The 23,550-nt window shown below is 73.2% G+C and carries 26 protein-coding genes; 11 read left to right on the top strand and 15 right to left on the bottom strand.

Translation table 11 applies throughout. From position 1 onward, the window contains the following. The first annotated feature begins 4 nt into the window (after positions 1-4). Genes OO48_RS24340 through OO48_RS24330 form a run of 3 tightly spaced genes read left to right on the top strand, consistent with a single transcriptional unit; the run spans position 5 to position 1,045 of the window. Positions 5-259, top strand: a complete 255-nt coding sequence (locus OO48_RS24340; RefSeq protein WP_033219819.1) for an acyl carrier protein — start codon at positions 5-7, stop codon at positions 257-259. Between the two features lies 1 nt (position 260). Beyond that, positions 261-719: an SRPBCC family protein gene (locus OO48_RS24335; RefSeq protein ID WP_033219818.1), complete on the top strand. Its 459-nt coding sequence runs from the start codon at positions 261-263 to the stop codon at positions 717-719. Between the two features lie 5 nt (positions 720-724). After that, positions 725-1,045 (top strand): TcmI family type II polyketide cyclase, encoded by a 321-nt coding sequence (locus OO48_RS24330; protein ID WP_033219872.1) that lies wholly within the window; start codon positions 725-727, stop codon positions 1,043-1,045. A 51-nt stretch (positions 1,046-1,096) separates the two neighbouring features. Here OO48_RS24330 and OO48_RS24325 read toward each other — a convergent pair whose 3' ends face one another. Together OO48_RS24325 and OO48_RS24320 are read right to left on the bottom strand one after the other, a co-directional pair. Further along, the gene (locus OO48_RS24325) at positions 1,097-2,173 is read right to left on the bottom strand and encodes a methyltransferase (RefSeq protein ID WP_081952338.1); all 1,077 of its coding nucleotides are present in this window, start codon (positions 2,171-2,173) and stop codon (positions 1,097-1,099) included. Between the two features lie 104 nt (positions 2,174-2,277). Further along, positions 2,278-3,390 carry a right-handed parallel beta-helix repeat-containing protein gene (locus OO48_RS24320; RefSeq protein ID WP_051732670.1) on the bottom strand — a complete coding sequence of 371 codons (1,113 nt, stop codon included), beginning with the start codon at positions 3,388-3,390 and terminating at the stop codon, positions 2,278-2,280. A gap of 236 nt (positions 3,391-3,626) precedes the next feature. On the opposite strand from OO48_RS24320, the gene OO48_RS24315 reads away from it, so the two are divergent. Then, positions 3,627-3,854 (top strand): hypothetical protein, encoded by a 228-nt coding sequence (locus tag OO48_RS24315; RefSeq protein ID WP_033219817.1) that lies wholly within the window; start codon positions 3,627-3,629, stop codon positions 3,852-3,854. Positions 3,855-3,945: 91 nt separating this feature from the next. Here OO48_RS24315 and OO48_RS38505 read toward each other — a convergent pair whose 3' ends face one another. The 5 genes from OO48_RS38505 to OO48_RS24285 all read right to left on the bottom strand — a co-directional run bounded on the left by OO48_RS38505 (position 3,946) and on the right by OO48_RS24285 (position 8,639). After that, positions 3,946-4,560 (bottom strand): hypothetical protein, encoded by a 615-nt coding sequence (locus OO48_RS38505; protein WP_033219816.1) that lies wholly within the window; start codon positions 4,558-4,560, stop codon positions 3,946-3,948. 513 nt (positions 4,561-5,073) lie between these two features. Beyond that, complete coding sequence (locus OO48_RS24300; protein WP_033219813.1) at positions 5,074-6,663, bottom strand: MFS transporter; 1,590 nt, start codon at positions 6,661-6,663, stop codon at positions 5,074-5,076. Continuing rightward, the gene (locus OO48_RS24295; protein ID WP_033219811.1) at positions 6,660-7,214 is read right to left on the bottom strand and encodes a TetR/AcrR family transcriptional regulator; all 555 of its coding nucleotides are present in this window, start codon (positions 7,212-7,214) and stop codon (positions 6,660-6,662) included. The genes OO48_RS24300 and OO48_RS24295 overlap by 4 nt, the downstream gene beginning before the upstream one ends. Before the next feature lie 165 nt (positions 7,215-7,379). Then, positions 7,380-7,775, bottom strand: a complete 396-nt coding sequence (locus OO48_RS24290) for a cell division protein SepF (protein WP_051732664.1) — start codon at positions 7,773-7,775, stop codon at positions 7,380-7,382. Positions 7,776-8,111: 336 nt separating this feature from the next. Further along, positions 8,112-8,639 carry a DinB family protein gene (locus OO48_RS24285; RefSeq protein WP_033219809.1) on the bottom strand — a complete coding sequence of 176 codons (528 nt, stop codon included), beginning with the start codon at positions 8,637-8,639 and terminating at the stop codon, positions 8,112-8,114. A 262-nt stretch (positions 8,640-8,901) separates the two neighbouring features. Between OO48_RS24285 and OO48_RS35380 the strand changes: the two genes are divergently transcribed. Continuing rightward, positions 8,902-9,258, top strand: coding sequence for a YrdB family protein (locus tag OO48_RS35380; RefSeq protein WP_051732662.1), 357 nt, complete (start codon positions 8,902-8,904; stop codon positions 9,256-9,258). Between the two features lie 91 nt (positions 9,259-9,349). Here the strand turns inward: OO48_RS35380 and OO48_RS24275 are convergent, their stop codons facing one another. The 3 genes from OO48_RS24275 to OO48_RS24265 all read right to left on the bottom strand — a co-directional run bounded on the left by OO48_RS24275 (position 9,350) and on the right by OO48_RS24265 (position 12,638). Further along, positions 9,350-10,135 carry a TVP38/TMEM64 family protein gene (locus tag OO48_RS24275; RefSeq protein WP_051732660.1) on the bottom strand — a complete coding sequence of 262 codons (786 nt, stop codon included), beginning with the start codon at positions 10,133-10,135 and terminating at the stop codon, positions 9,350-9,352. Between the two features lie 97 nt (positions 10,136-10,232). Continuing rightward, on the bottom strand, positions 10,233-11,135 hold the full coding sequence (locus tag OO48_RS24270) for a deoxyribonuclease IV (RefSeq protein WP_051732678.1): 903 nt from the start codon (positions 11,133-11,135) through the stop codon (positions 10,233-10,235). 306 nt (positions 11,136-11,441) lie between these two features. Beyond that, positions 11,442-12,638, bottom strand: coding sequence for an MFS transporter (locus OO48_RS24265; RefSeq protein ID WP_033219805.1), 1,197 nt, complete (start codon positions 12,636-12,638; stop codon positions 11,442-11,444). An 84-nt stretch (positions 12,639-12,722) separates the two neighbouring features. Between OO48_RS24265 and OO48_RS24260 the strand changes: the two genes are divergently transcribed. The 4 genes from OO48_RS24260 to OO48_RS24245 all read left to right on the top strand — a co-directional run bounded on the left by OO48_RS24260 (position 12,723) and on the right by OO48_RS24245 (position 16,842). Further along, positions 12,723-13,952, top strand: a complete 1,230-nt coding sequence (locus OO48_RS24260) for an ROK family transcriptional regulator (protein WP_033219803.1) — start codon at positions 12,723-12,725, stop codon at positions 13,950-13,952. A gap of 282 nt (positions 13,953-14,234) precedes the next feature. Beyond that, complete coding sequence (locus tag OO48_RS24255; protein ID WP_033219802.1) at positions 14,235-14,648, top strand: TOBE domain-containing protein; 414 nt, start codon at positions 14,235-14,237, stop codon at positions 14,646-14,648. 149 nt (positions 14,649-14,797) lie between these two features. Beyond that, entirely contained in the window at positions 14,798-15,487 is a 690-nt protein-coding gene (locus tag OO48_RS24250) for a glycerophosphodiester phosphodiesterase (RefSeq protein WP_245194784.1), read from the top strand. A 332-nt stretch (positions 15,488-15,819) separates the two neighbouring features. Further along, the gene (locus OO48_RS24245; RefSeq protein ID WP_245194783.1) at positions 15,820-16,842 is read left to right on the top strand and encodes an AI-2E family transporter; all 1,023 of its coding nucleotides are present in this window, start codon (positions 15,820-15,822) and stop codon (positions 16,840-16,842) included. Between the two features lie 89 nt (positions 16,843-16,931). Here OO48_RS24245 and OO48_RS24240 read toward each other — a convergent pair whose 3' ends face one another. Further along, a complete protein-coding gene (locus OO48_RS24240; RefSeq protein ID WP_033219798.1) occupies positions 16,932-17,885 on the bottom strand; it encodes an alpha/beta hydrolase in 954 nt (317 codons plus the stop codon). Between the two features lie 186 nt (positions 17,886-18,071). Here OO48_RS24240 and OO48_RS24235 point away from each other — a divergent pair, with 186 nt between their 5' ends. Further along, a complete protein-coding gene (locus OO48_RS24235) occupies positions 18,072-18,917 on the top strand; it encodes a spermidine synthase (protein ID WP_033219796.1) in 846 nt (281 codons plus the stop codon). Positions 18,918-19,088: 171 nt separating this feature from the next. Here OO48_RS24235 and OO48_RS24230 read toward each other — a convergent pair whose 3' ends face one another. Beyond that, positions 19,089-20,102 carry a GNAT family N-acetyltransferase gene (locus OO48_RS24230; protein WP_051732656.1) on the bottom strand — a complete coding sequence of 338 codons (1,014 nt, stop codon included), beginning with the start codon at positions 20,100-20,102 and terminating at the stop codon, positions 19,089-19,091. A gap of 546 nt (positions 20,103-20,648) precedes the next feature. Then, on the bottom strand, positions 20,649-20,864 hold the full coding sequence (locus OO48_RS24225) for a heavy-metal-associated domain-containing protein (protein WP_033219794.1): 216 nt from the start codon (positions 20,862-20,864) through the stop codon (positions 20,649-20,651). Between the two features lie 427 nt (positions 20,865-21,291). Between OO48_RS24225 and OO48_RS24220 the strand changes: the two genes are divergently transcribed. Further along, on the top strand, positions 21,292-22,590 hold the full coding sequence (locus OO48_RS24220) for an MATE family efflux transporter (RefSeq protein WP_033219792.1): 1,299 nt from the start codon (positions 21,292-21,294) through the stop codon (positions 22,588-22,590). A gap of 35 nt (positions 22,591-22,625) precedes the next feature. On the opposite strand, the gene OO48_RS24215 is transcribed toward OO48_RS24220, so the two are convergent. Together OO48_RS24215 and OO48_RS39330 are read right to left on the bottom strand one after the other, a co-directional pair. After that, the gene (locus tag OO48_RS24215; RefSeq protein WP_033219791.1) at positions 22,626-23,186 is read right to left on the bottom strand and encodes a GNAT family N-acetyltransferase; all 561 of its coding nucleotides are present in this window, start codon (positions 23,184-23,186) and stop codon (positions 22,626-22,628) included. A 151-nt stretch (positions 23,187-23,337) separates the two neighbouring features. Beyond that, on the bottom strand, positions 23,338-23,550 hold a 213-nt coding region (locus OO48_RS39330), incomplete at its 5' end, for a hypothetical protein (protein ID WP_209439537.1).

The raw sequence follows: 23,550 nt of genomic DNA, 5'->3' as shown, positions 1-23,550 counted from the left end.
CGACATGGCCTCCGAGATCACCTACGAGGAACTCGCCACCCTGATCAAGACCCGGGCCGGCGTCGCGGTCACCGTCGACGAGCTCGCCGACCCCGGCTGCATGTTCCTCGACCTGGGCGTCGACTCGCTCGGCGTGCTCGGCGTCCTCGCCGACGTGGAGAACCGCTACGGCGTCTCCATCGACTCCTCCGACCTGCTCGGCCGCCCCGTCGCCGAGTTCATGCAGACCGTCAACTCCTCCGTGAAGGCTGGTGCCTGAGATGCCCGGACACACCGACAACACGATCGTCATCAACGCCCCCCTCGACCTGGTCTGGGACGTCACCAACGACCTGGAGAACTGGCCCCAGCTGTTCAGCGAGTACGCCGCCGTCGAGGTCCTCGACCGGCAGGGCCAGCTGGTCCGCTTCCGGCTCACCATGCACCCCGACGAGAACGGCCAGGTCTGGAGCTGGGTCTCCGAGCGCGAGGCCGACCGCGACAAGCTCACCGTCCGGGCCCGCCGGGTCGAACCCGGCCCGTTCGAGTTCATGGAGATCCGCTGGGAGTACGAGGAGGTGCCGCAGGGCACCAGCATGCGCTGGATCCAGGACTTCGCGATGAAGCCCACCGCCCCCGTCGACGACCAGGGCATGACCGACCGGATCAACCAGAACTCCAAGGTCCAGATGGACCTGATCCGCGCCAAGGTCGAGCACCGTGCCGGAGCGGCCCGGTGAACGACGTGCACCGCGCCCTGATCGTCGCCCGGATGAAGCCCGGCACCGCCGACCACATCGCCGGCGTCTTCGCCGACTCCGACCGCGGCGCCCTGCCCGGCCTGATCGGCGTCACCGGCCGCAGCCTGTTCCAGTTCGGCGACGTCTACCTGCACCTCATCGAGTCCGAGCGCCCCGCCGGACCGGAGGTCGCCAAGTACGCCCAGCACCCCGAGTTCCGCGACGTCAGCGAACGCCTCGCGGTCTACGTCGACGCCTACGACCCGACGACCTGGCGCAGCCCCAAGGACGCCATGGCGCACGAGTTCTACCGCTGGGAACGCTGAACGCAACGGAGGGGCCGTCCGGAGTTCCGGACGGCCCCTCCGTGCGTGCCGTTACGCCACCGTGCAGGAGAAGGCGTGCAGGTACGGGTTGACCGGGGCGACCGCGTCCAGGACCAGGCCCGACTCGGCGATCAGGGCGGTCAGGCTGCCCAGGGTGTGCTTGGCGCCGCCGACGTTCAGCAGCAGCAGCAGGTCCATCGCGGTGGTGAACCGCATCGAGGGGGAGTCGTCCACCAGGTTCTCCACGATCACCACCCGGGCCCCCGGCCGGGCCACCTCGCGCAGGTTGCGCAGCGTCCGGCGGGTGGAGTCGTCGTCCCACTCCAGGATGTTCTTCACCAGGTACAGGTCGGCCTGCACCGGCACGGCGGTGCGGCAGTCACCCGGCACCAGCCGGGCCCGCCCGGCCAGCGGGCCGCCGGGCAGCAGCCGCGGGTCCGCGTGCTCCACCACCTTCGGCAGGTCCAGCAGGGTGCCGTGCAGGCCGGGGTGGCGTTCCATCAGCTCGGCCAGCACCTGGCCCTGCCCGCCGCCGATGTCGGCCACCGAGGAGACGCCCGTCAGGTCCAGGAAGTCGGCCAGGTCCTGCGCGGACTGCCGGCTGGACTGGGTCATCGCCCGGTTGAACAGCGCCGCGGACTCCGGCGCGTCGTCGTGCAGGTAGTGGAAGAACTCCTTGCCGAAGGCGTCGCCGAACACGCTGCGCCCGGTGCGCACCGCGTCGTCCAGCCGGGACCAGGACTGCCACGTCCACGGCTCGGTGCACCACAGCGCGATGTCGCGCAGGCTGCCCGGCTCGTCGGAGCGCAGCAGGCGCGACAGCTGGGTGTGCCGGTAGCGGCCGTCGGCGTCCTCGGCGAACACCTCGTAGCAGGCCAGCGCGCGCAGCAGGCGCCGCAGCGGGCCGGGCTCGACGCCCAGCCGCTCGGCCAACCGCTCGGCGGAGGCGGGCTCCTCGTCCAGCGCGTCGGGCAGCCGCAGGCTGGCGGCGGCGCGGACGGCGCCCGCGCAGGCGGCGCCGAACACCAGCTCGCGCAGCAGCATCGCGGGCGGGACGGCCCCGGCCGTCGGGTCGGGCGGGAGGACGGTGCTCGGCGGGGCGGTCGTGCTGGTCGGGGCGGAGGTCATGGGCGTGGCCTTTCGTCGGAGATCGGAGATCGGAGATCGGAGGTCGCGGGGACCGTGGGGACCGCGGGGACCGCGGAGATCGGGGGGACGCGTCCGGCGGGGCGTCAGCAGTGGCCGGCGGGCTCGGAGGCGTCGCAGGCGTTGTCGGCGAACGTGTTGCCGGTGCCGTGCGGGTCCCGGTCGGCGAGGTCGGCGGGCAGGTTCCGGCGCAGCGCGTTGCCGGTGACGGTGGCCCGGGCGTTGGGCGCGCCGACCGCGCTCGGGTACAGCACGATGCCGCCGGACATCGGCGACGTCCCGCTGTGGTCGGAGACCTGGTTGCCGGAGACGGTGACGTCCTCGGTGCCGGTCAGCAGGATGCCGGTGCCCTGGACGGAGTCGAGCCGGGGGATGGGCGGGCAGTAGCGGTTGTTGGCCCGCACCACGTTGTCCCGGACGGTCAGCGCCCCGGCGCGCGGCACCCCGTCGTCGCCGACCACGAACACGCCGCCGCAGTTCCCGAACGCCAGGTTGGCCTCCACCGTCAGGTCGCGGACCCGGCGGAGCTGCAGCCCGATCCGGTTGCCGGTCAGCCGGTTCTCGGACACCACGGTGCCCCGGGTCTCCAGCGCGCCGCCCTTGCGGTCGTACCAGTTGGCGACGAAGATCCCGGCCTGGCCGTTGTCCCTGGCCTCGTTGTCGGTCAGCACGGTACGTGTCGACATCTCGACACTGATGCCCTGTCGGCCGTTGTCGTGCACGGCCACTCGGCGCACCGTCAGCCGGTCGGTGACCGCCGCGCCGATGCCGTTGCGCGGGAAGCCCGACACCGTCAGCGACTCCACCACCGCCCCCGACAGCGTCCGCACCGGCACGCCCCGCTCGTCCGCGCTGCCCGCCACGCAGATGCCGTCACCGGCCCGCGCGCAGCTGCCGCGGTCGGCCGGATCGGGCAGCAGGACGGTGCCGGAGCCCTGCCCGCGCAGGGTCACGCCGTCGGTGGCGAGGGTCACGCTGCCCGGGTAGCGGCCGGCGGCGAGCTCCACCACGTCGCCCGGGGCGGCCGCGTCCAGCGCGGCCTGCACGGAGGCACCGGGCGGGACCCGATGGACGGTCGGACCGGTGGGGGCGGCCGCCGCCGGGGCGGCGGCCAGCGCGGCGGGCACCGAGGCGGCGCAGGACAGCAGGACGGCGGCGACCCGCACCAGCGGGCGCGTCGGGGCGAGGAGAGGAGTCATCGAAGAGGAGCCGGCTTCCGGAAGTGGCGGTCGCGGACGGCATGGGCACATCCGCCGCCTCGAAGCTAAGGTCGCGCCCCCGCTCCGGCCAGCCGGGTTCGCGCACACGGGTTGCGACGGCCGCCGACCGGGTGGCGGGTGCCCGAAACCGGGGTAGGAACCACCCGTACACCCGATCGGGGGGCTCTGCGGCCGGGCACCGAGCCCGTACCGGCGGCCCGAACCACTATGGATCCATGGACACCCACAGTGGACGAACCGCCGAGCGGACCGAACTCCGGACCGCCGAACCGCACCCCGATGGCTCCGGCCGCACCGACCTCCTCCCCGACGAGGCCGCGGATCCCTTCGCCGAAGCCCTCGCCGAAGCCCTCGCCGAACCGTCCGGCCTCGACACCGGACCGGACGGCGCGGACGACCCCGGCTGGGACTACGAGGACGTCATCCTCCGGTCCGTCAACTGAACGCCCGCACCGCGGTGGAAGGCCCGCGGCACGACGGCGCCCGCGCGCTCGTACCTGCTGAGCGCGCGGGCGCCTCCACGTGCGGGGCGGGTCAGTAGCGGTAGGCCCGCACCACCACCGGGATCAGGTGCGTCTCCCGCACCTTGCTGAACACCACCGGGTTCGCGGTCGCGCCCGCCGCCAGGTTCTCCACGCCGACCGCCTGGCTGTCCACGCTCTTGCCGCTGCTGTCGGTGAAGTCGACCTGGATCGCGTAGGAGCGGGTGTCCAGGGTGCTGTTGGTGACCGTGACCGTCGCCGCGTTCAGGTCGCCGGAGACCGAGTTCGGCACGCCGGTCAGCGTCACGTCCGTCGTCCCGTTGCCCGAGCCCGGGGCCTCGCCCGTCGTCGGGGCGTTCGCCAGCACCTCCTGCGCCTTCGTCCGGGTGGCCTGGAGCTGGGCGTTCGCCGAGGCCTCGAACGAGGCGGCGCGCTCCGAGGCGGAGGCCTTCGCCGCCGACACCGAGGCCAGTGCCGACTCGTGCGCCGAGGCGAAGGCGGACGGCGGCTCGCCCGAGAAGCTCGCCGTCTCCGGCGCCCCGACCGTGAACGTCGACATCGCCGCCTGCACCGGGTTCTCACCCGAGGTGCCGCCGCAGGCCGCGACCACCGTGATCCCGGCGACCACCCCGGCCACCGCCAGCGACACCCGCAGGCGGCGCCGCACCGGGCGCCGCTCCGACCGCCTCGGCGGCCCCACCGGCCCCTGCCGGACCAACCCCCGGCCCGAACCGCCCCGCTCCGCGTCTCGCATCGCGCACCCTTTCGTTCAGAACCGCGCCGGGCCCGTGCCCGCCGCGGTCGTTCCGGCAGGCCCACGGCCCGCGTCCGGACACGGCGCGACCTGACGTCCGCCTCCGCCCTACGCCCCCATCGTCGGAGCCCGGCGCCACCCGGGGCCAGCGGCGCTGCGCCATTGGGGGGAGCCCGACGGGTCGTCAGATCGGCGGCGCGGGCACCGAGATACGTGTGGCGGGTGCGCACTGCCCGGCCCGCCCGGTTCCGGTCCTGGGTTCGGTTCCCGGGTGCCCGCAGGCCGCCGCCGGGGCGATCACCGCCGTGTCCGGCTACGGCCCGGGCGCGGATCGCCCCGTCCGAGGGGGGACCCGGCAGGACACCGACCGGCTGGTGGCGGGCCTGGCGGGCCTGGCGGGCCTGGGGGACCACTCGTGACCGGGGCTCAGCGGTGGGCGTGCTCCTGGGCGAGCTCCCGGGCACGCTCCTGGGCGTCCCCTCGGACGCGCTCCTGGACGGCGGCGGTCGCGGGACGGTGGCGCAGCAGGCGGTGGGCCAGGGCGGCGGCCGCCAGCAGCAGGGCCGCCGAGACCCAGGCCGCGGTCGTGATGCCGTGCACGAAGGCGTCGTCCGCACTGGCGAGCAGCTGCCCGGCCGGGCCCGCCGGGAGCCCCGCCGCGACCTCCTGGGCGCCGCCCAGCGACTGGCCGGCCCGCTCCGCGAGCGCCGGACCGACGCCCGCCGGGACGGACAGCGACCCCGCGTACAGGGCCGTCACGATCGAACCGACCAGGGCGATGCCCAGCGCCGCGCCCAGTTCGTACGCCGTCTCCGACACCGCCGAGGCGGCGCCCGACTTGGCGGCCGGGGCGGCCCCCAGCACCAAGTCCGAGGAGAGGGCGTACACCACGCCCTCGGCGGTGCCCAGCGCCAGGAAGGACGAGCCGAGCAACAGGTAGGCGCTGTCCACCCGGACGAAGCCCAGCACGCCGATGCCCAGGCCCATCACGAACAGGCTCGCGGTCAGCACCCGGCGGGCACCCGCGCGCCGCGCCAGGCGGGCCGCCAGCAGGCCGCCCGCCACCGAGCCGACGAAGGCCGGCATCTCGGCGAAACCCGCGTGCAGCGGGGAGTAGCCGCGGACCAGCTGGAGGTACTGCGACATGAAGAAGATCACGCCGGACAGGCCGATCAGGCAGATCAGCGAGGAGAGCACCGCCGCCGTGAACCGCGCGTTCCGGAACAGCCGGACGTCGAGTAGCGGCGCCTCCAGGCGGAGCTGGCGCCGGACGAACACCACCAGCGCGGCCGCGCCCAGCGCGAACACCAGCGGCGTCGTCCACCGCTCCAGGCCGTGCACGGCGAACTCCTTGACGCCGTACACCAGGCCGATCACACCGGCCATCGACAGCAGCACGCTCAGCACGTCCCACCGGCCGGGGCGCGGATCGCGGGACTCCGGCAGCAGCCAGGCGCCGAACACCAGCAGCAGCACCATCACCGGCAGGTTCAGCAGGAACACCGAACCCCACCAGAAGTGCTCCAGCAGCACGCCGCCCACCAGCGGGCCCAGCGCCGCACCGGCCGCCGCGCCCGCACCCCAGACGCCGATCGCGGTGGCCCGCTCCCGGGGGTCGGGGAACAGCGTGCGGATCAGCGACAGCGTGGACGGCATGAGCGTCGCGCCCGCCACGCCCAGCAGGGCCCGGGCCACGATCAGCCACCCGGGGCCCGGCGCGTACGCCGCCAGCAGCGAGGCCGCGCCGAACGCGACCGAACCCGCCAGCAGCACCCGCTTGCGGCCCAGCCGGTCGCTGAGCGCGCCCATCGACACCAGCAGGCCGGCCAGCACGAAGGAGTAGACGTCGCCGATCCACAGCAGCTGGGTGCCGGACGGGCGGAGCGTCTCGGTGATCGAGGGGATGGCGAGGGAGAGCACCGTCGCGTCCACCGCCACCAGGGTGACGGCGAGCACGAGGACGCCGAGACCGGCCCAGCGGGGGCCGGACCGGGTGACGACGGGGGTGGGACTCATGGGGTATCAGATCTCCGTAGAGCACCGCCGAGGAACAGCTCGGCGAGCGAGAACGCGCTTTCGCGGGGGGCGAGCCGGCCTTCCTGCACGGCCCAGCCGATGCCGGCCACCAGGTCGAAGAAGGCCTCGCTCAACCAGGCGGCCGAGAGCTCGACGCGGAAGGCCCCCTCCTGCTGGCCGCGCAGGAACAGCGCGCGGACCCGGGCGTCCTGCTTCTCCCAGAGGTCGTTGATCTCCTCGTGGTCGTACAGCTGGTTCTCCCCGGCCAGGAAGGCGCACAGTGCGGCATCCGGGACCACCGCGTCCACCAGGCGGCGCAGCGCGGCCTCGGCGTTGCCCTCCTCGATCCGCGCGGTGTCGAGCGCGGCGGAGAAGCGGCGCAGGCCGAGGGCGCCCACCTCCAGGATCAGCGCCTCCCGGCCCGGGAAGATCCGGTGCAGCGTGGCGCGGCTGATCCCGGCGGCGCGGGCGATCTCGTCGAGATGGGCCGTCGGGCGCCGGGACAGGATGCCCACGGCTGCTTCCAGGACGGAGTCGCGGTCGGTTGCCATGAGATGAGGATAGCGCATTTGAGACTTTCATGTCTCAAAATTTCGATGTGCGTCTCACGGGAAGGAGGGTCTCCGGGTGCGGCGGGGTTCTCCGGGCACGACAGAGACCCCGCGCGGGGCGCGGGGTCTTCGGGGGGGGGCGGGGTGCGGCGGGTGAGCGGGCGGTCAGCTCTGGTTGTAGAAGCCCGAGTCGTCGATCGGGCGGTCGATGACCGTCACCTCGACGTCGGCCGGGGTGAGCAGGAACACCCGGCGGGCGATCCGCTCGATGCCGCCGCGGGTGCCGAAGATCAGGCCGGAGGCGAAGTCGACCATCCGCTTGGCCTCGGCGTCGTCCATCTCGGTGAGGTCCATGACCACTGGCGTGGCGGCGCGGATGTGCTCGCCGACGGTGCGGGCGGCCTCGAAGCCCGTCGGGCGGAGCGAGACGATCTTGGAGGGGCCGGTCTGGACGCTCGGCAGCGTCTCCTCGCCCTCCCAGGATTCTTCGTACATCGCGGCCGGGTAGCTGCCGGAAGGCATCAGCCACCCGTTGTGGTGCTCGTCGCGAAGTGCTCCCATTAGCCGCGCCTCCCTTTCTCGTTCCGTACTCGTCCCCCGGAGGACGACGGATCGTTTTGACACGTCATCCACTTGTTGGAACTGTCCGAGTATCGCACTGATCACCGTAGATGTGCCCGCTTGTACCCACTGGACGGGTTGTGGCGCGCGGGAAAATCCGTGGTTGTCCGGATATTCGACAGGACGCCACCGACAGGTGAACGGTTGCGCGCGACGACCCTACCGGTGGCATCCGGACGTTAGTTGACTCACTGTCAACAATCGTGTAACGGCTTCACTCCGGGGTGGCGGGTCGCGGCCGAGGGGCGCGCACCCGGGGGGTGGCGCGGGGTGCGGCTACTCGCCGGTGGAGCCGTCGATCCGTTCCCGGAGCAGATCGGCGTGGCCGTTGTGGCGGGCGTACTCCTCGATCATGTGCACCAGGATCCAACGCAGCGTCACCTCGTTGCCGCGCCACTGGCCCCTGCCGACCGTGTCCAGCGGCAGGCCCTCGGCGGCGGACCGGGCGAACGCCACCTCCTGCTGCCACGCGGCGGTGTCGGCGACCGGGTCGGCCCCGTCCACCAGGTCGAAGTCGCCGTCCGGGAACTCGTCCGACCAGTAGCGGCCGGCCGGGTCGAGCTCCTGGCCGTCCAGCACCTGGCGGAACCAGTGGCGCTCCACCTCCGTCAGGTGCCGCACCAGCCCGAGCAGGGAGAGCGAGGACGGTGGACAGGCGCGTTCGCGGAGCTGGTCGGGTGTCAGGCCCTCGCACTTGAGGGCGAGCGTGGCGCGGTGGAAGTCCAGCCAGGCGCCGAGCATCACCGCCTCGTCGGCGGCGAAGGGCGGGCTGGTGCGGGCGGTGGCGGAACTGGTGTTCGTCATGTGGACATGGTGGGGCAGATCGGTCCGACCGGGCGAACCGTTTTCCGCCCCCGTCGGGCGGCGTCCGGGCGGCGTCCGGGCGGCGTCCGGGCGGTGTCCGGGCGGTGCGCGGGCGGGCGCGGTGGTGTGCGGGCAGTGCGCGGGTGGGCGCGGTGGTGTGCGGGTGGGTGCGGTGGTGCGGTTTTGACGGGCAGCGTGGTAGGAAGAGCGGATCATCGGAGGGCGTGGCGGGGAACGGGGCGGGTACGAGGTGCGCAAGGGGATGACGGGGGCTCAGCTGACGCTGCGTTTCCTGCTGGAACTGGCCTCACTGGTGGCACTGGCGGTCGGCGGCTACGGGGCGTGGCCGCACGGTCCGGTCGTCCTCCGGGTGTTGGTCGCACTCGCGCTGCCGGCCCTGGCGGTCGTGCTCTGGGGACGTTATGCGGCACCCCGGCGGCCGGTCCGCGGTTCGGCGGTGCTCTGGTACGGCGTGCAACTGCTGGTCTGGGGCGGCGCGGTCGCGCTGCTGGCGATCGCCGGACACCCCTGGTGGGCGCTCGGGCTCGGCGCCGTGATGGCCGCCAACACGGCGGTGCTGCGCTCGCTCGGCGAGTGGTCGCCCGAGGTGGAGCACTGAGGGTCGCCCCGTCCGGCCGGGCGTTCGGTCCGTGCGACCGTCCTCGGTGAGGCGGCCCGGCCGGGAGCGGTCGTCGTTCCGGTGGCGGGCGTCAGGCGGAGCGGCGCGGGCGGGCCCGCCAGAGCGAGACGGCGCTGAACACGCACATCGCGGCGATCACCCCGGCCGAGACCAGGAAGGCCGGCGAGGTGGGCGAACTCGCGCTCGCCCCCGCGACCACGTACGCGGCGGTGGTCGGCACCACGCCGAGGGCGGTGCCCGCGAGGTACGGCCAGAACCCCACGCCGGAGAACGCGCACGCGAGGTTGCCGGCCTGGAACGGCGCGCCCGGGAACAGCCGGACCAGCAGCACGCTGCGGAAGCCCTGCTCGGACAGGCGCCGGTCGATCTCCGTGAGCACCTTGCCGCGCACCAGCGGACGCAGCGCCTCGCGCCCCAGCCGGCGCCCGAGGACGAACGCCACCGCCGCACCGACCGCCGACCCCGCGACCGCCAGCGGCACGCCCCACAGCGAACCGAACAGCGCCCCCATCGCCGCGTTCAATGCCGGACGCGGCAGGAAGGCCACCGTGCCGAAGGCGTACACCGCGAGCGCGATCGGCATCCGCCACGGGCCGTCGGCGGCGGACATGACGGCGGACGGGTCCCACAGCAGCAGCGAGGCCGCGGCCGCGGCGAGCACCGCGAGCAGCGCGCCGAGGCGCAGCAGGGCCCCGCGGGGCGGACGGCGCACGGGAGGGTGCGGCTGTGCCGGGGGAGGCTGAACGGGGCCGGCGGCTTCGACGGGCTCGGGGAGTTCGGTGGTGGTGGCGGAGTCGGCGCCGGAGGGGGTGACGGAGGGGGTGACGGGTGCGGCTATCGGCTGCGGGGCGGGCACCCGGGGAGCTTAACTGGCGCCGAGCGGGTGCGGGGGAGGCGGTTCAGAGGGGGAGGCGGTTCGGAGGGGGAGGCGGTTCAGGGGGCGGGGCGGCGGTTCAGGGGGCGGGGCGGCGCAACCGTTTGAGCAGGTCGATGTCGGCGGTCTGGCGGGCACCCTCGACCCGGGCGGGGTCGTGGCGGCCGTCCGGGGTCTCGATGATCAGGGGGACGCCGGCGGTGGCGGGGTGCGCGAGCAGTGCCTCGAACGCGGCCGCCCCGATGTGTCCGGCGCCGATGTTCTCGTGGCGGTCCTTGCGGGCGCCCGCGACGTCCTGCGAGTCGTTGGCGTGGATCAGCCGCAGCCGGTCGTGGCCGACCGCCCGGTGCAGGGCGTCGAAGAGCTCGTCGATCCCGTCCGGTGCGGCCAGGTCGTGGCCGGCCGCGAAGGCGTGGCAGGTGTCCAGGCAGACGCCGACCAGCGGATGGTGGTCGAGGGCGTCCAGGTAGGCGGCGAGGTCCTCCATCCGGGAGCAGAGCGAACTGCCCTGGCCCGCCGTCGGTTCCAGCAGCAGCCACGGGGCGTCGGCGCCGTACCGGTCGAGGCCGTCCAGGATCGGCAGCACCTGGGCGCGGACCTGGGCGAGTGCCTCCGCCCGGGTGCCGCAGAGCGCGGAGCCGGTGTGCACGACCGTGCCGAGGGCGCCGATCGCGGCCGAACGGTGCAGCGAGTGGGTCAGGGACTCGGCGGAGCGCTCCCGGGTGGCGGCCGAGTCGGAGCCGAAGTTGATCAGGTAGGGCGCGTGCACGTACGCCGGGATGCCCCGTTCGGCACAGGCCGTCCGGAAGGCCAGGTCGTGCGCGGGGTTCCCGGCGGGGGTGGCCCACCCGCGCGGGTTGGCGACGAACACCTGCACCGCCTCCGCCCCGACCTTCTCGGCGTAGGCCAGCCCCGTGCCGGCCAGCCCCTTCCCGGCGACGGGGACGTGGGCGCCGATCGGGTTGCGCGGGACGGAATCCATGACCAGGAGCATCGCACGGAAGGAAGGAAGCGCAGATCACCGGGGTCGGCGCGGGCCAGCGCGGGCCGGCGCGGGCCAGTGCCAGTGCCGGGGCACGTCGGGCCCGCGCGGAACGCCCTGCTCCCGGCCCCGCTGCGGCCGGGGCCCTCGAGGCGGAGGGCCTGCCGTGCGGGTCCGGCGGGTGACCCGGTGGCGGCCGGTTCGACGGCGGCTCGGTGTGCGGCGGGGAGCAGACGCCGAGGGGCGCGGGAGTGAATCTCCCGCGCCCCTCGGCGGACGGCCGGCCGCCCATTGTCCGGTCGTCCGTCAGTGGATCGGCTCCAGGGAGCCGGAGGCAGCTACCGGGGTGTCGACCGACTTGCGGTGCCGCATCGCCGTCGCGGAGGGGATCAGTGCGGCCGCCAGCAGCGTGACCGCGATGAAGGAGACGGTCAGCGAACTGGCCTGTGCGATGCCGCCGACCACGGCCGGGGCGACCAGGCCGGAGGTGTAGGTGATGGTGGCGACACCGGCGATGGACTGGCTCGGGTTGCTGCCGGCCCGGCCCGCGGCGGCGAACGCGAGCGGGACCACCACGGCGATGCCGATGCCGATCAGTGCGAAGCCCGGGATGGCCACGTACGGGCTGCTCGCGAACACCACCAGCAGGCCGCCGGTGGTGGCGACCACGCCGCTCAGCCGGACGGCGCGCACCGGGCCGAGCCGGCGCACGACCGCGTCACCGGCCAGGCGGGCCGCGGCCATGGTGGCGGCGAAGGCGGTGAAGCAGGCGGCGGCGACCGAGGAGGAGGCGCCGGTGATGTCACGGAGGTAGACGCCGCTCCAGTCCATCGACGCGCCCTCGGCGAACACGGCGCAGAACCCGACCAGGCCGATGACCAGCGCTTCCTTCGGAGGCAGGGCGAAACGCGGCGGCGCCTCCTCCCCCGCGGTCGGCCGGACGTCCAGCACCCCGCGGGAGACCACCTGGGCGAGCACCACCAGGATCGCGGCCGTCACCGCGTACTGGACCCGGGCGTCGACGTGCTGGTGGGCCGCCAGCACACCGAAGGCGGAGGCGATCAGACCGCCGACGCTCCACATGCCGTGCAGACCGGACATGATCGACCGGTCGAGCCGCTGCTCGACCTCGACGCCCTGCGCGTTCATCGCCACGTCGGACATGCCGGCCGTCGCGCCGTAGAGGAACAGCGACAGGCAGAACACCACCAGGTGCGGGGAGAGCGCGGGCAGCGCCAGCGACAGGCACCACAGCGTCAGCAGGCCCCGCAGTGCCGTCCTGGCACCCAGGCGGTGCACGATCCGGCCGGCCAGCGGCATGGCCACCGACGCGCCGACCGCGGGGAACACCAGGGCCAGGCCCAGCTGGCCGGGGCTCAGGTCGAGGTGGTCCTTGATCCACGGAATGCGGGTGACGAAGGTGCCGGTGACGGCACCGTGGACGGCGAAGACCAGCGCCACGCTCACCCTTGCGCGCTGGACGTCCTTGAGAGTCTCGCCCATGCCGGGCTCCCCCTTGGGTCGGTCGGATGGCAATAAACTATCAGGGACCCTGCCTGATAGAAACCTCTGGAAGGATGCAGGCTCATGACGACCGCTCGCACCGCCACGCCGAGCACCGCCCGGGCCATCAACGACCGGCTCGCCCTCGACCTGCTGCTCGAACGGGGGCCCCTCACCGCATCCGACCTGCGCACTCTGACCGGGCTCTCCCGACCCACCGTCGCCGACCTGCTCGAACGACTCCAGCGCAGCGGCCTGGTCGCCCACACCGGAGAGAGCGCCGCACTGCGCCGGGGCCCCAACGCCCGGCTGTACGGGCTGGTCGCCGACCGCGCCCACCTCGCCGGGATCGACATCCGTGCCACCGGCGTCAGCATGGTGGTCGCCGACCTGACCGGCCGGACCCTCGGCACGGCCACCATCGCCGCCGCCCCCGGCACGGGAACCCCGGGCGGGGGGACGGAGGCCGGAGCGGCCGACGGCGACCTGCTGGTGGAACGGACCGTCGAGACGCTGCTCGCCACCGCGGCCGAAGTCGGGGCGCGGGAACTGCACACCGTGGCCGTCGGCGCGCCGGGCCTGGTCGACCCGGCGACGGGCACGCTCAACAACTCCGGCAAGCTGCCCGAGTGGCACGCCAAGCTGCTCGCCGCCCTGCGCTCCCGCCCCGGGACGGAGGTGATCCTGGAGAACGAGGTGAACCTCGCCGGGATCGCCGAGCACCGCATCGGCGCGGCCCGGGGCAGGCGGGACTTCGCACTGATCTGGCTGGGGCACGGCGTCGGCGCCTCCGTGGTGCTGGACGGCCGCCTGCGCCGGGGGGCCTCCGGCGGCACCGGCGAGATCGGGTTCCTGCCCGTCCCCGGGACGTTGGGACTGCCCGGCGCCACGAAGTGCGACGCCGGCTTCCACTCCACGGTGTCGAGCGCCGCGGTCTGCGAGCTCGCCGCCCGCCACGGCCTCACACCCGGCCCCGGCCTCGACGGCGAGGACGGGGGAGAGGCCGCCGAGGCCGTGGTGCGGCAGGCCGTCGAGACCGGGGCCGACGGCTTCCTGGACGAACTGGCGCTGCGCATCGCCATCGGAGCCTCCGCGATCTGCGTCGTGCTCGACCCGGGCTGCGTGGTGCTGGGCGGCGAGATCGGACAGGCCGGCGGCCCCGAACTGGCCGACCGGGTGGAGCAGCACCTGGCCCGGCTCTCCCCGCTCGCCACCGAGGTGCGGGCCGGCACCGCGGGCGGCGGCGCCGTCCTGGCCGGAGCGGTGCTGACCGCCGGGGACGCGGCGCGGCGGGAGCTGTTCGGCGGGGACTGACGCCACGGCCCGCAGCGCACCGCGCCGGGCCGGGCCGGGCTGCGGACGGGCGTTCGCCGGGTAGGCGCGCCGTGTGGATCCTCGGCGGGTGAGTGTTCGCCGGGCGGGCGTTCCTCGGGTGGGCGTTCGCCGGGCGGGTGTTCCTCGGGTGGGCGTTCGCCGGACGGGCAGTGGCCGGATCCCGGGCCCCGGGGGTGGTGGGGTGTGCGTGGGGACGGGGGCCGGTACGGCAGGATGGCGGGGTCCGCCAGTCCGTTCTTGAATCGCCCGGGAGCCGCATCGATGGCCACGTCCGACCGGCCCGTCCACCCGTACCGCATCGGAGAGGCCGCCTCGATGCTCGGGGTGAGTGCCGACACCATGCGGCGGTGGGTGGACGCGGGCCGGCTGCCGGCGATGCGTGACGAGCACGGCCACCGGATCATCGCCGGGGCGGAACTCGCGGCGTTCGCCCGGGAGCTGGCCCGGCCGGAGAACAGTGAGGTGGAAGGGCGTTCCTCGGCCCGGAACCGGTTCCCCGGGATCGTGACCGCCGTCGTCCTGGGAGACGTCGCCGCGCAGGTGGAGATCCAGGCCGGCCCGTTCCGGGTGGTCTCCCTGATCAGCCGCGACTCCGCCGAGGAACTCGGCCTCGTTCCCGGAGCACCCGCCACCGCGGTGATCAAGTCGACCAACGTCGTGGTCGAGCGGCGCTGAGGCTCGGCCGGTCGGCACCGGCGGCAGCCGGGCAACGGACGCGAACTGACGCCGCCTAGGATGCGGAGGTCTACGGCCGACCGGTGGCGGGGCGGCCAGTGCTGTGAGTATTCCGACCGTGCGAGAGGGAGATCCCGTTGAAGAGCCGCGTGCGTGCCGTTGCCCACCGTGGTGACCCGTACCTGCACCGCGAGAACACCCTGCCGGCGGTCAGCGCGGCTCTCGCCGCCGGAGCCGACGCCGTCGAGGTCGACGTCCGGCTCACCCGGGACGGAGTGCCCGTGCTGCTGCACGACCACACCCTCGAACGGCTGTGGAACGACCAGCGCCGGATCGACCGCGTGACGCTCGAACAACTGGAGGAAGTGGCCGCCCCCGGGCTCCGGATCCCCACCCTCGCCGAGGCCCTGCAGACCGTCGCCGCCACGGGCGGTGCACGGCTGATGATCGACCTGGACGGGGACGGGCCGGCCGCCGCCACCTGGCGGGCCGTCAGCGAACTCGGGGTGGAGGACCGCGTCGCCTTCTGCGGGCCGGTCACGGCCATGCTCGCGGTGCGCGAGCTGGCGCCGGGAGCGGAGATCTCCCTGACCTGGAAGCGGCCGCAACTGCCCAAGCGGCGGCTGCTCGACGAACTGCGCCCCAGCTACCTCAATCCGCCTTTCGGGTTGGTCGACGAGCGACTGGTGGCCTCCGCCCACGACGCCGGGATGGGACTGGCGACCTGGACCGTGGACCTGCGACGCACCATGCGACGGATGCTCGCCCTCGGGGTCGACTCGCTGACCTCCAACCGGATCGCACTCCTGCGCCGGACGATCGACCAGCACCGGACCTGACCCGCAGCGAGCAGCCCGGGCGGAGGGCGGCCCGGCACGGGTGGCACGCCACGCCGTCGGCTCCTGCCCGCCGACATGACCGTCGTCTGTTGAAATAAGACGATCATGACGGAGCGTCGGCTGCGGAGGTGACGGTGACGGCAGAGGGCTCCCCGGGCCCGGGCGACCGACCAGACCTGTCGACATCATCAAGTGGGAATCCTTCCTCTGGAAGTGGTGGGGCGTCAGGAGCGCTGCCCGTGGTCGCCGGGGGCGGTGCGGACCCGGACGGCCGGCGGCCGTCCCAGATGCTTCCCGCGACGATCCGGTCGGCTGCCGCCTGGTCCGCGGCGGTGATCCTCTTCATCACCGTGGCCGCGTTCGCCGTCTTCGTGGTGGTGGAGTTGCGGGCCGCGACGATTCCGATGGTGGTCGCGTTGCTGGCCACGGCGCTGCTCTACCCAGTGATGCCCTGGCTGGTGCGCCGGGGCGTCAAACGGGGCGTGGCGGCCGGGCTGACCTGCGCGATCCTGGTGCTCGCGGTCACCGGTGGGATCGCGCTGCTGGTCAACTCCCTGGTGAGCAGCGCGCCGCAGATCGCTTCGGGGCTCCAGCAGGCGGGTGACCGGATCGCCTCCTGGCTGGGGCCGTTCGGCGACAAGATCCAGTACGCGCTCAAGGAGAGCTCGGGCTCCGGGAGCACCCTGGTGGACTCGCTCGCCAACGGCGTCCTCTCCGGACTCGGACTGGTCACCCAACTGCTGACCGGCGGAGTGCTCGCCCTCGCGCTGGTCTTCTTCTTCCTGCGGGACGGGCACCGCTTCGGTGACGCGGTGCACGAGCTGATTCCCGGCCGACACTCCGATACCGTCATCGCGTGCGGTCAGCAGGCGTTCACCGCCATGGCCGGGTTCATGCGGGGCACCACCCTGATCGCCCTGATCGACGCCACGTTCATCTCCATCGGGCTGCTGGTCCTGGGGGTTCCGGGCGCGGCGGGGCTCGGCGCGCTGGTCTTCATGGGTGCCTACATCCCTTTCGTCGGCGCCTTTCTCTCGGGAACGGTGGCCGTCCTGGTGGCCCTCGCGAACGGTGGGCTGGGCACCGCCCTGTGGGTCCTCGGGGTGGTGCTGGCGGTGCAGGCGATCGAGGGGAACGTCCTGCAGCCGCTCATCCAGAGCCGGACCGTGGAACTCCACCCCGCCACCATCATGATCGCGGTGGTGGCGGGGGCCGGGATCGCCGGAATCATCGGTGCCCTGCTGGCTGTGCCGGTCTGTGCCGCCGGACTCGGCGTGGTCTCCGTCCTCCGGGGCGACGCGGAGGGCCCGGGCCTGCCGGGCAGCCGCCGGAAGCGGCACCGGGTCGAGTCGTGAGCGTCTGCCGGTCCGACGGCAGGGTGCGGTGGTCAGGGGTCGGAGGGGGGCAGGGGTCAGAGGAGAGGGCAGGGGTCAGAGGTCGGTGGTCAGGGGGCCGGGAAGTAGGCCGCCATCCAGCGGTCCAGCTCGGTGAACACCTCGGTCCGGGCCGGCTCGGCGGACAGCACCAGGTCGTGTACCCCGTCCCGGATCCGGACGGTGGTGACGTGCCGGCCGAGACGCGGTGCGAGTGCGGCGATGTCGTCGGCGCGCAGCACCGCGTCGGTGTGCATCAGTGCCGGATCCCACCGGTTGGTGACGGTGGAGGCGGTGGAAGCCATCAGCAGGACCGGGCAGTCGATCGGGAGCCCCCGGCGGACCTGCCGGTGGCCGCGCTGGATCGCCGCCAGCCACCCGGCGAACAGCGGAAAACCCTCGGCGGGCTTCAGGGCGAGGTCGAAGTCCCAGCTGCCACGGTGGCTCCGGTGGAGGCTGTGAACGTAGTGCGGGTTGAGCGGTGCGGGCAGCTTCCGGGTGGGGGAGGCGCGCCCGATGGCGTCGAGCGCGGGGGCGCCGAGAGTCCGCATCGCAGGTGCGGCGGGCATCGACAGGAACGGGCTGTTGAGGAACAGGCCGTCGACCAGCCCGCGGCCGGCCCGGCGGGCCGCCCACAGGGCCGCCACCAGCCCACCCGTCGAGTGCCCGTTCACCAGGAGCCGGGTGTGGCCGTCCAGCTCCCGGATGATCCGGACCGCCTCGTCCAGTTCCTCGTCGTAGGCGAGGAGATCCCGGACGAAGTTGGGGGAGTGGTGGGGGCGGAGCGACCTGCCGTACTTGCGGAGGTCCAGTGCGTAGAAGGAGAAACCGGCCGCCGCGAAATGGTCCGCCAGGTGGGTCTGGAAGAAGTAGTCGTTGTAGCCGTGCAGGTACAGCACCGCCTGGCGGGACCCTTCGACCCGCCGACGGACCAGGGTGGCGCTGACCTCACCCTCCTCGTCCGGGAGCAGCGGGAGCTCCGCCGCCTCGTACGGGGCACCCAGGATGTCTTCACGGAATTCCACGCCAGCCACATCCACTTCCCGCTCCACCGCGCCGCCCGGGACCACCCCGGGCGGTACCACCCAGCGACCATACCGGTCGGTAGCCGCCGCCGTTTGGGAAGACCGCCCTGATGGGGCCTAAGCTGCCCGCATGGCTGTCCCTCCGCCCACGGTTCTCCACTCCGCCGCTCCCCGGAAGCCCGCCCGATGAGCGGCACCGCCGTCGACGGGGCGGATCCGCGACCGGTGGAGCGCGAGGTGGCCTTGGGCACCGCCAAGTTGATGCCCGACATCGACCTCGACGGCGGTTGGCTGCTCACCCTCGACGGGACGCCGCAGTCGTACGTCGACCTCCAGGACCCGACGCACCTCGAGTTCGAGTACGTGCAGCGGATCGCGCACCTGCTGGACGTGGCCGCGGCCCCCGGGGAGCCGTTGGAGGCGCTGCACCTGGGTGGCGGTGGGCTCACCCTGCCCCGCTACCTGGCGGCGACCAGGCCCGGTTCGCGGCAGCAGGTGGTCGAACTGGACGGCCCGCTGACCGAGTTCATCGCCGAGCACCTCCCCTGGCCGTCCGGCATCGACGTGACGGTCGGCGACGCCAGGGCCGCGCTCGCCTCCGTGGCACCCGCCAGCGTCGACGTGGTGGTCGCCGATGTGTTCCGGGGCTCGCGGACGCCGGCGCACCTCACCAGCGTAGAGTTCGTACGGCTGGCCGCCGCCGCGCTCCGGCCCGGAGGCTGCTACGCGGCGAACTTGGCGGACGGCCCGCCGCTCACGTTCGCCAAGGCCCAGACCGCCACGGTCGCGGCCGTGTTCGCCCATGTCTGCCTGGTGGCCGAGCCCTCGGTGCTGCGGGGCCGGCGCTACGGGAACGTCCTGCTGATCGGATCCGACGCGCCGCTCCCCACCGGTGAGTTGACCCGGTTGCTCGCCGCCGATCCGTTCCCCGCGAGACTGACGGAGACGCCGGAGCAGGCGGCAGAGCCGGTCACGGACGCGACGGCCGCGGACTCGCCGCCTCCACCCAACGGGGCGTTCTCGCTGGGCTGAGCCGACCCGGCGTGGCGGTGGAGCGCTGTGCTGGAAGTCGTACCTGATGGGAGGTTCTCCTCTCGGTGACGGGACGTCGGACGTCGTGCGGCCCGGAACGGCGACAGGGTGGCGGGGCGGGGCCGGACGGGCGTTGTGGCGGGGCGGTTCGGAGACGCGACGGGTGGCTGGTCAGACGGCGGAGAAGACCAGTCGGCGGGTGCGGTCGCGGTAGCCGACCAGTTCGAGGGCGGCGACCATGGGGTGGTTGGAGAGGTTGGTTTCCGCGCGGATCACCCTGGCCCGGGTTTCGGCGGCCAGGACCCGGGTGGCCTCGGCGAGGATCTCCGCAGCGAAGCCGCGGCCCCGGAACTGGGGCAGCACCCCGAGGTGGCCCACCACCGGGACGACGGAGTTGTGCGAGGGGATGGCGAAGCCGACCACCTGTCCTGCGGCCGTCCGCGCTATTCGCCACCAGGAGCGCCGGCCGCGCATTCCGTGGCGGTAGAACGCGATCTCGTTCCGGGCGTGCGCCTCCGTACCGACGCGCAGCACCTTCCGGGTGGAGCCGGTGTCCAGGCTCTTCGACAGGCACCGGCGGAAGAGGTCCACGAAGACTTCGTCGTCGGGGTCCGGGGTGAAGGACAGCCGGTCGGACAGCGAGGGAACGGGACGGTCCGCCGTCCGTTCGAAACGGAGCTGTTCGGAGGTGAGGCGCAGACCGGCCGCCTCGGCCGCCCTGCGGCGCCACGCGACGGAAGCGGCCGCCTCGGGGCGGTCCCGCCAGCCGGACGGCAGGAGGAGGTGGTAGTCGGGCGCCGGGACCAGCCCGCCGGCGGCGAACACCCGGTGGGCGGCGATGAGCAGCGCGGCGGCGACCGCGCTGCGCGGATCCGTGGTCGGCCGGGGAACCGATGCCGATGACGTGCGCCGGCGCAGGTCGGCGAAGGCCCACATCGGATCGGACCGGGCGAACAGGGCGTCCAGGTTGCTCGGATGGGCGTCGGCGGGGCTGCCCCACCAGATGGCGACGGCCAGCGGTGCTCGGCCGGGACAGGGCTCAGCCACCCAGATCCAGCGGTGGCGGTACTCGCGGTCGGCCAGGCGTGCGCGGACGGTGTCCGCCGAGACCGCGGTGGACGGGTCGGGCCGTACATGGGCCAGTACGGCATTGAGTTCCTGCGGGACGATCGGACGGAAGATCACAGTGCCTCCGGGAAAGGGGACGTGGAGGCGCGGAACCCGATCGTGGCGGTCTGTCGCGGTTACTGCGCGGGGACGGACCTGCCGGAAAGGACGACGACCGGGAGCGCCGTGGGGCGGCTGCGGATTATCGGAACCATCACGGAACTCCTCTCGGGCACGGCGCTACTGGGCCTCGGAACCTGGCGGGGAAAGCCCGGCAGGCCGACGGCGAGACCTGATGCGCTGTCAGTGATGGCCAAGGGTAGGAGGGGCGGCAGATCGCCTGCAAATTATTATTCGGGACCGGATTCCGCGGCGGCGCGGCACGGGGCGATGGTGCGCCGATCCGGCGGCGGGCCGACTCGTCGAGCGGGCGCCCGGGCGGCCGACGGTCGATTCCGGCGGCGGCCCGGGCGGTTCTCCCGGGATCCGGCGGTGGTTACGCAGAATTACCCGCAAGAGTGAATGCGGGGATTTTTCCCGAAGGAGGGGATTGGGCCGGATCTGGCGGCGGTAAATGAACGGACGGCGGCAAGGGGTGTGAGGGGGTGCCGGTCCGGCAATGGTTCAGATTCGACCGACCAGGGCGAACCCGGCATCGGTGACGGCCGAGCGGATCTGCTCGTCCTGGAGCGGCGCGGCGGATTCGACGGTCACCTGACCGGACTTCGCGTCGGCGATGACGTTGGTGACTCCGTTCAACGCGGTCAGTCCGGCGGTGACGGTCCGTTCGCAGTGGCCGCAGCTCATTCCCTCGACGGTGAAGACGGCGGTGGTGGACATGGATGGCCTCCGTTGGGCGGTCGGGATTCGGGGGGCACGGCCTCGCAGGGCCGAAGGGTGCCGTACAGCACAACGCACCCGGTCGCGGCGGGGTACCGGGACACGCCGGTGGGTGCCTCCAACGAGTGGTGCCCTGAATGGGAGTTCGCAGCGGACCGGGTGATCGGACGGGCTGCCGGGCCGGGCGCCGGGAGCGGTGCGGGACGACGGCTCGTCGAGCCGGTGGCCGGTGATGCTGCCGGCCGTTCGTCGGCCGGCCGACGGCCGGGATTTCCGCTCCGCTCTCGCCGAGGCGCGCAAATTTCTTTCGTTGAATTCTTAAAAATTCCCCGCTACGGTCGGCCGCATCGATATCGACGGTGCCTGCCGGGCGGCCGTCGGTGCAATCGGGAGGGAAATCATGGGGCAGACCATGGCAAGGGGTGAGGTGCGGGAAACCGCACCCGCGTCACTGGACGTCTCGGCCGGGCGGCTGGCCGTCTCCATCCTGCTCGGCCTGGTGGCCGGGCTGGTGCTGCAAACTTGGACGGTGGCCTTCCTGGGACGGTTGGGCCCCGAGGCGCTCTACGTCCGGTCGGTGTACACGCCGATCGGCTACCTCGTGCTCGCGGTGACGGAAGGGCTGGTGGTGGCCACCCAGGTTTCCGCCGGGATCGCCGCCCGGAACGGCAGGAGCCGGGACGCGCTCAAATCCGTACCGACGTTCTTCGCGATCGGCGCGGGGCTGCTGGTGCTGCAGGCTGCCGTCGTGCTGGCGGCGTCCGGCTCGATCCTGGCCGCTCTCGGGGTCGCCCCGGGCGCACGGCACGCGGTGCTGGTCTTCGTCGTGACCCTCGCCCTGACCAGTGCGATCGGGCTGGTCCCCCATCTCGGCGCGGGCGTCCTGCGCGGCCTGGGGCACACCGGTCCGGCGTCCTGGCTCGGCGTGCTGTTCACCGTGCTGTCCATCGTCGGAACGGTCGTGCTCCACGCGGTCACCGGGCTCGGTGTGCTGGCGGTGCCGATCGGTGGGCTGCCCGCCACCCTGATCATCGGAGTGGCCGTCGCGGTCGTCCTCCGGCGGAAGCAGGTGGCCCGGCCCCCGCTGGCCGGTGACCGGGCCGCGGTGCGCGAACTCCTGAGCCTCGGTGCGCCGGTGGCGGGCACGTTCCTGCTGCTGTCCACTGTGACCTTCGGCTACCTGCGGATGCTGCGCGAGGCCGGGCCGACCGAAGTCGCCGGATTCTCCCTCGGACAGATGGCGGTCGGACTGCTGATGGTGATCGCGATGGCGGTCGGCTCCGGCACGGCGATCGCCGTCACCCTGCGGCCGGGCGAGAGCCGCAGGGAGATCAACCACGCGGGTCTGATCACCGCCCTGCGGCTGTCCCTGCCCCCGTACCTGCTGCTCGGCGCGGCGGCGTTCCTGTTCCGGGAACCGATCGCCCGCGCCCTGACCACCGACCGGGCCGCGGTCCCCGTGGCGGCCGGGTACTTCGCCTGGGTCGGTCCCACCCTGGTGCTCTTCGGCGGGACGCTCGCACTGCTCGGCTACCTGGAGCAGATCGGTCGGGCGGGGACGGCCTTCCTGCTGAACACCGCGTACTTCACGGTGATGCTGACCGCCGCGTTCCTCATACCCGGGCCCGTCGACGCGGGAGACCTGGCCAAGTTGATGGCGGTGGGAAACGTCCTCGGGTTCGTCACGCTCTGGTTCAGCGCGCGCTTCCTGGTCCTGCGCCGGTGACGGGTCGAGACGGGTGGCGCGCCGGCGCGGGCGCGTCAGTTTCCGGCCAGGTCGTCGGGCACGAGCGAGAAGACGAGCAGGTCGACCCGGCCGGAGTGGACGTAGCCCGCGTTCCGGAGCACGCCCTCCTTCTGGAACCCGGCCTTCTCGGCGACCCGCTGGGAAGCGGTGTTGCCGGTGGCGGCGAACAACTGCAGCCGCTGGAAGCCCTGTCCGCCCAGCAGCCATGCGCCGACCGTGCGCGTCGCCTCCGGCATCACGCCGCGGCCGCGGGCCCACGGTGCGGCCCAGTAGCCGACCTCGCTCACCCGGGCCGGCCAGTCGGTCTTCTTGAGCCCCACCGTGCCCAGCAGTCGACCGGAGTCGGTATCGGCGACGGCGAAGTGGATGCCGTCGCCGGACGTGCGCAAGTGGTGCGACACCCCGGTGCACCAGGCCGCCGCGTCCTCGGTGGTGTACGGCCGGGGCAGCGGCAGCCACTGCTGGGTCAGTTCGTCCGAGCAGGCGGCCCTGGTCTCCTCCACGTCCGCCGCGGTGAAGGGGCGGAGCAGCAGCCGATCGGTGCGCAGGACGGTTTCGGGAAAGATCGGCGGCACGTGGGACTCCTGGTCGGCGGTGGATGGGATTCGGTGTGACATCGAAACGCCGCGGCACGCGGGAGTTCCGCATCCGTCCTGATGGCGGTTGTCGAAAGGAGGATGACCTACCGCTCTTGAGTTCACAGGTTGCGGCGGCGCTCGCGGCCGCTCACTCTACAGGGCGCCGAAATCCGTTTCCATCGATGGCGAACTGGTGCAATGCGGCGTTGAATTCGGAGTTCGGCAGAGAGATTTCCGCCGCTGCGGCGCTCTCCGCCGGCAGCCCAGGGCCGTTGCAAAGTCCTGTGATCTTGTGACTGTGTTGGTCAAGCGATGCCGAGGAGGTCGAGCGGGCGGGTGAAGGGCTCGTAGGAAGCGTGAC

Source organism: Kitasatospora phosalacinea, assembly GCF_000716545.1.
Classification (GTDB): Bacteria; Actinomycetota; Actinomycetes; order Streptomycetales; family Streptomycetaceae; genus Kitasatospora; species Kitasatospora phosalacinea.
The sequence above is the reverse complement of the archived record's forward strand: the minus strand, read 5'-3'. Positions and strand labels throughout refer to the sequence as shown.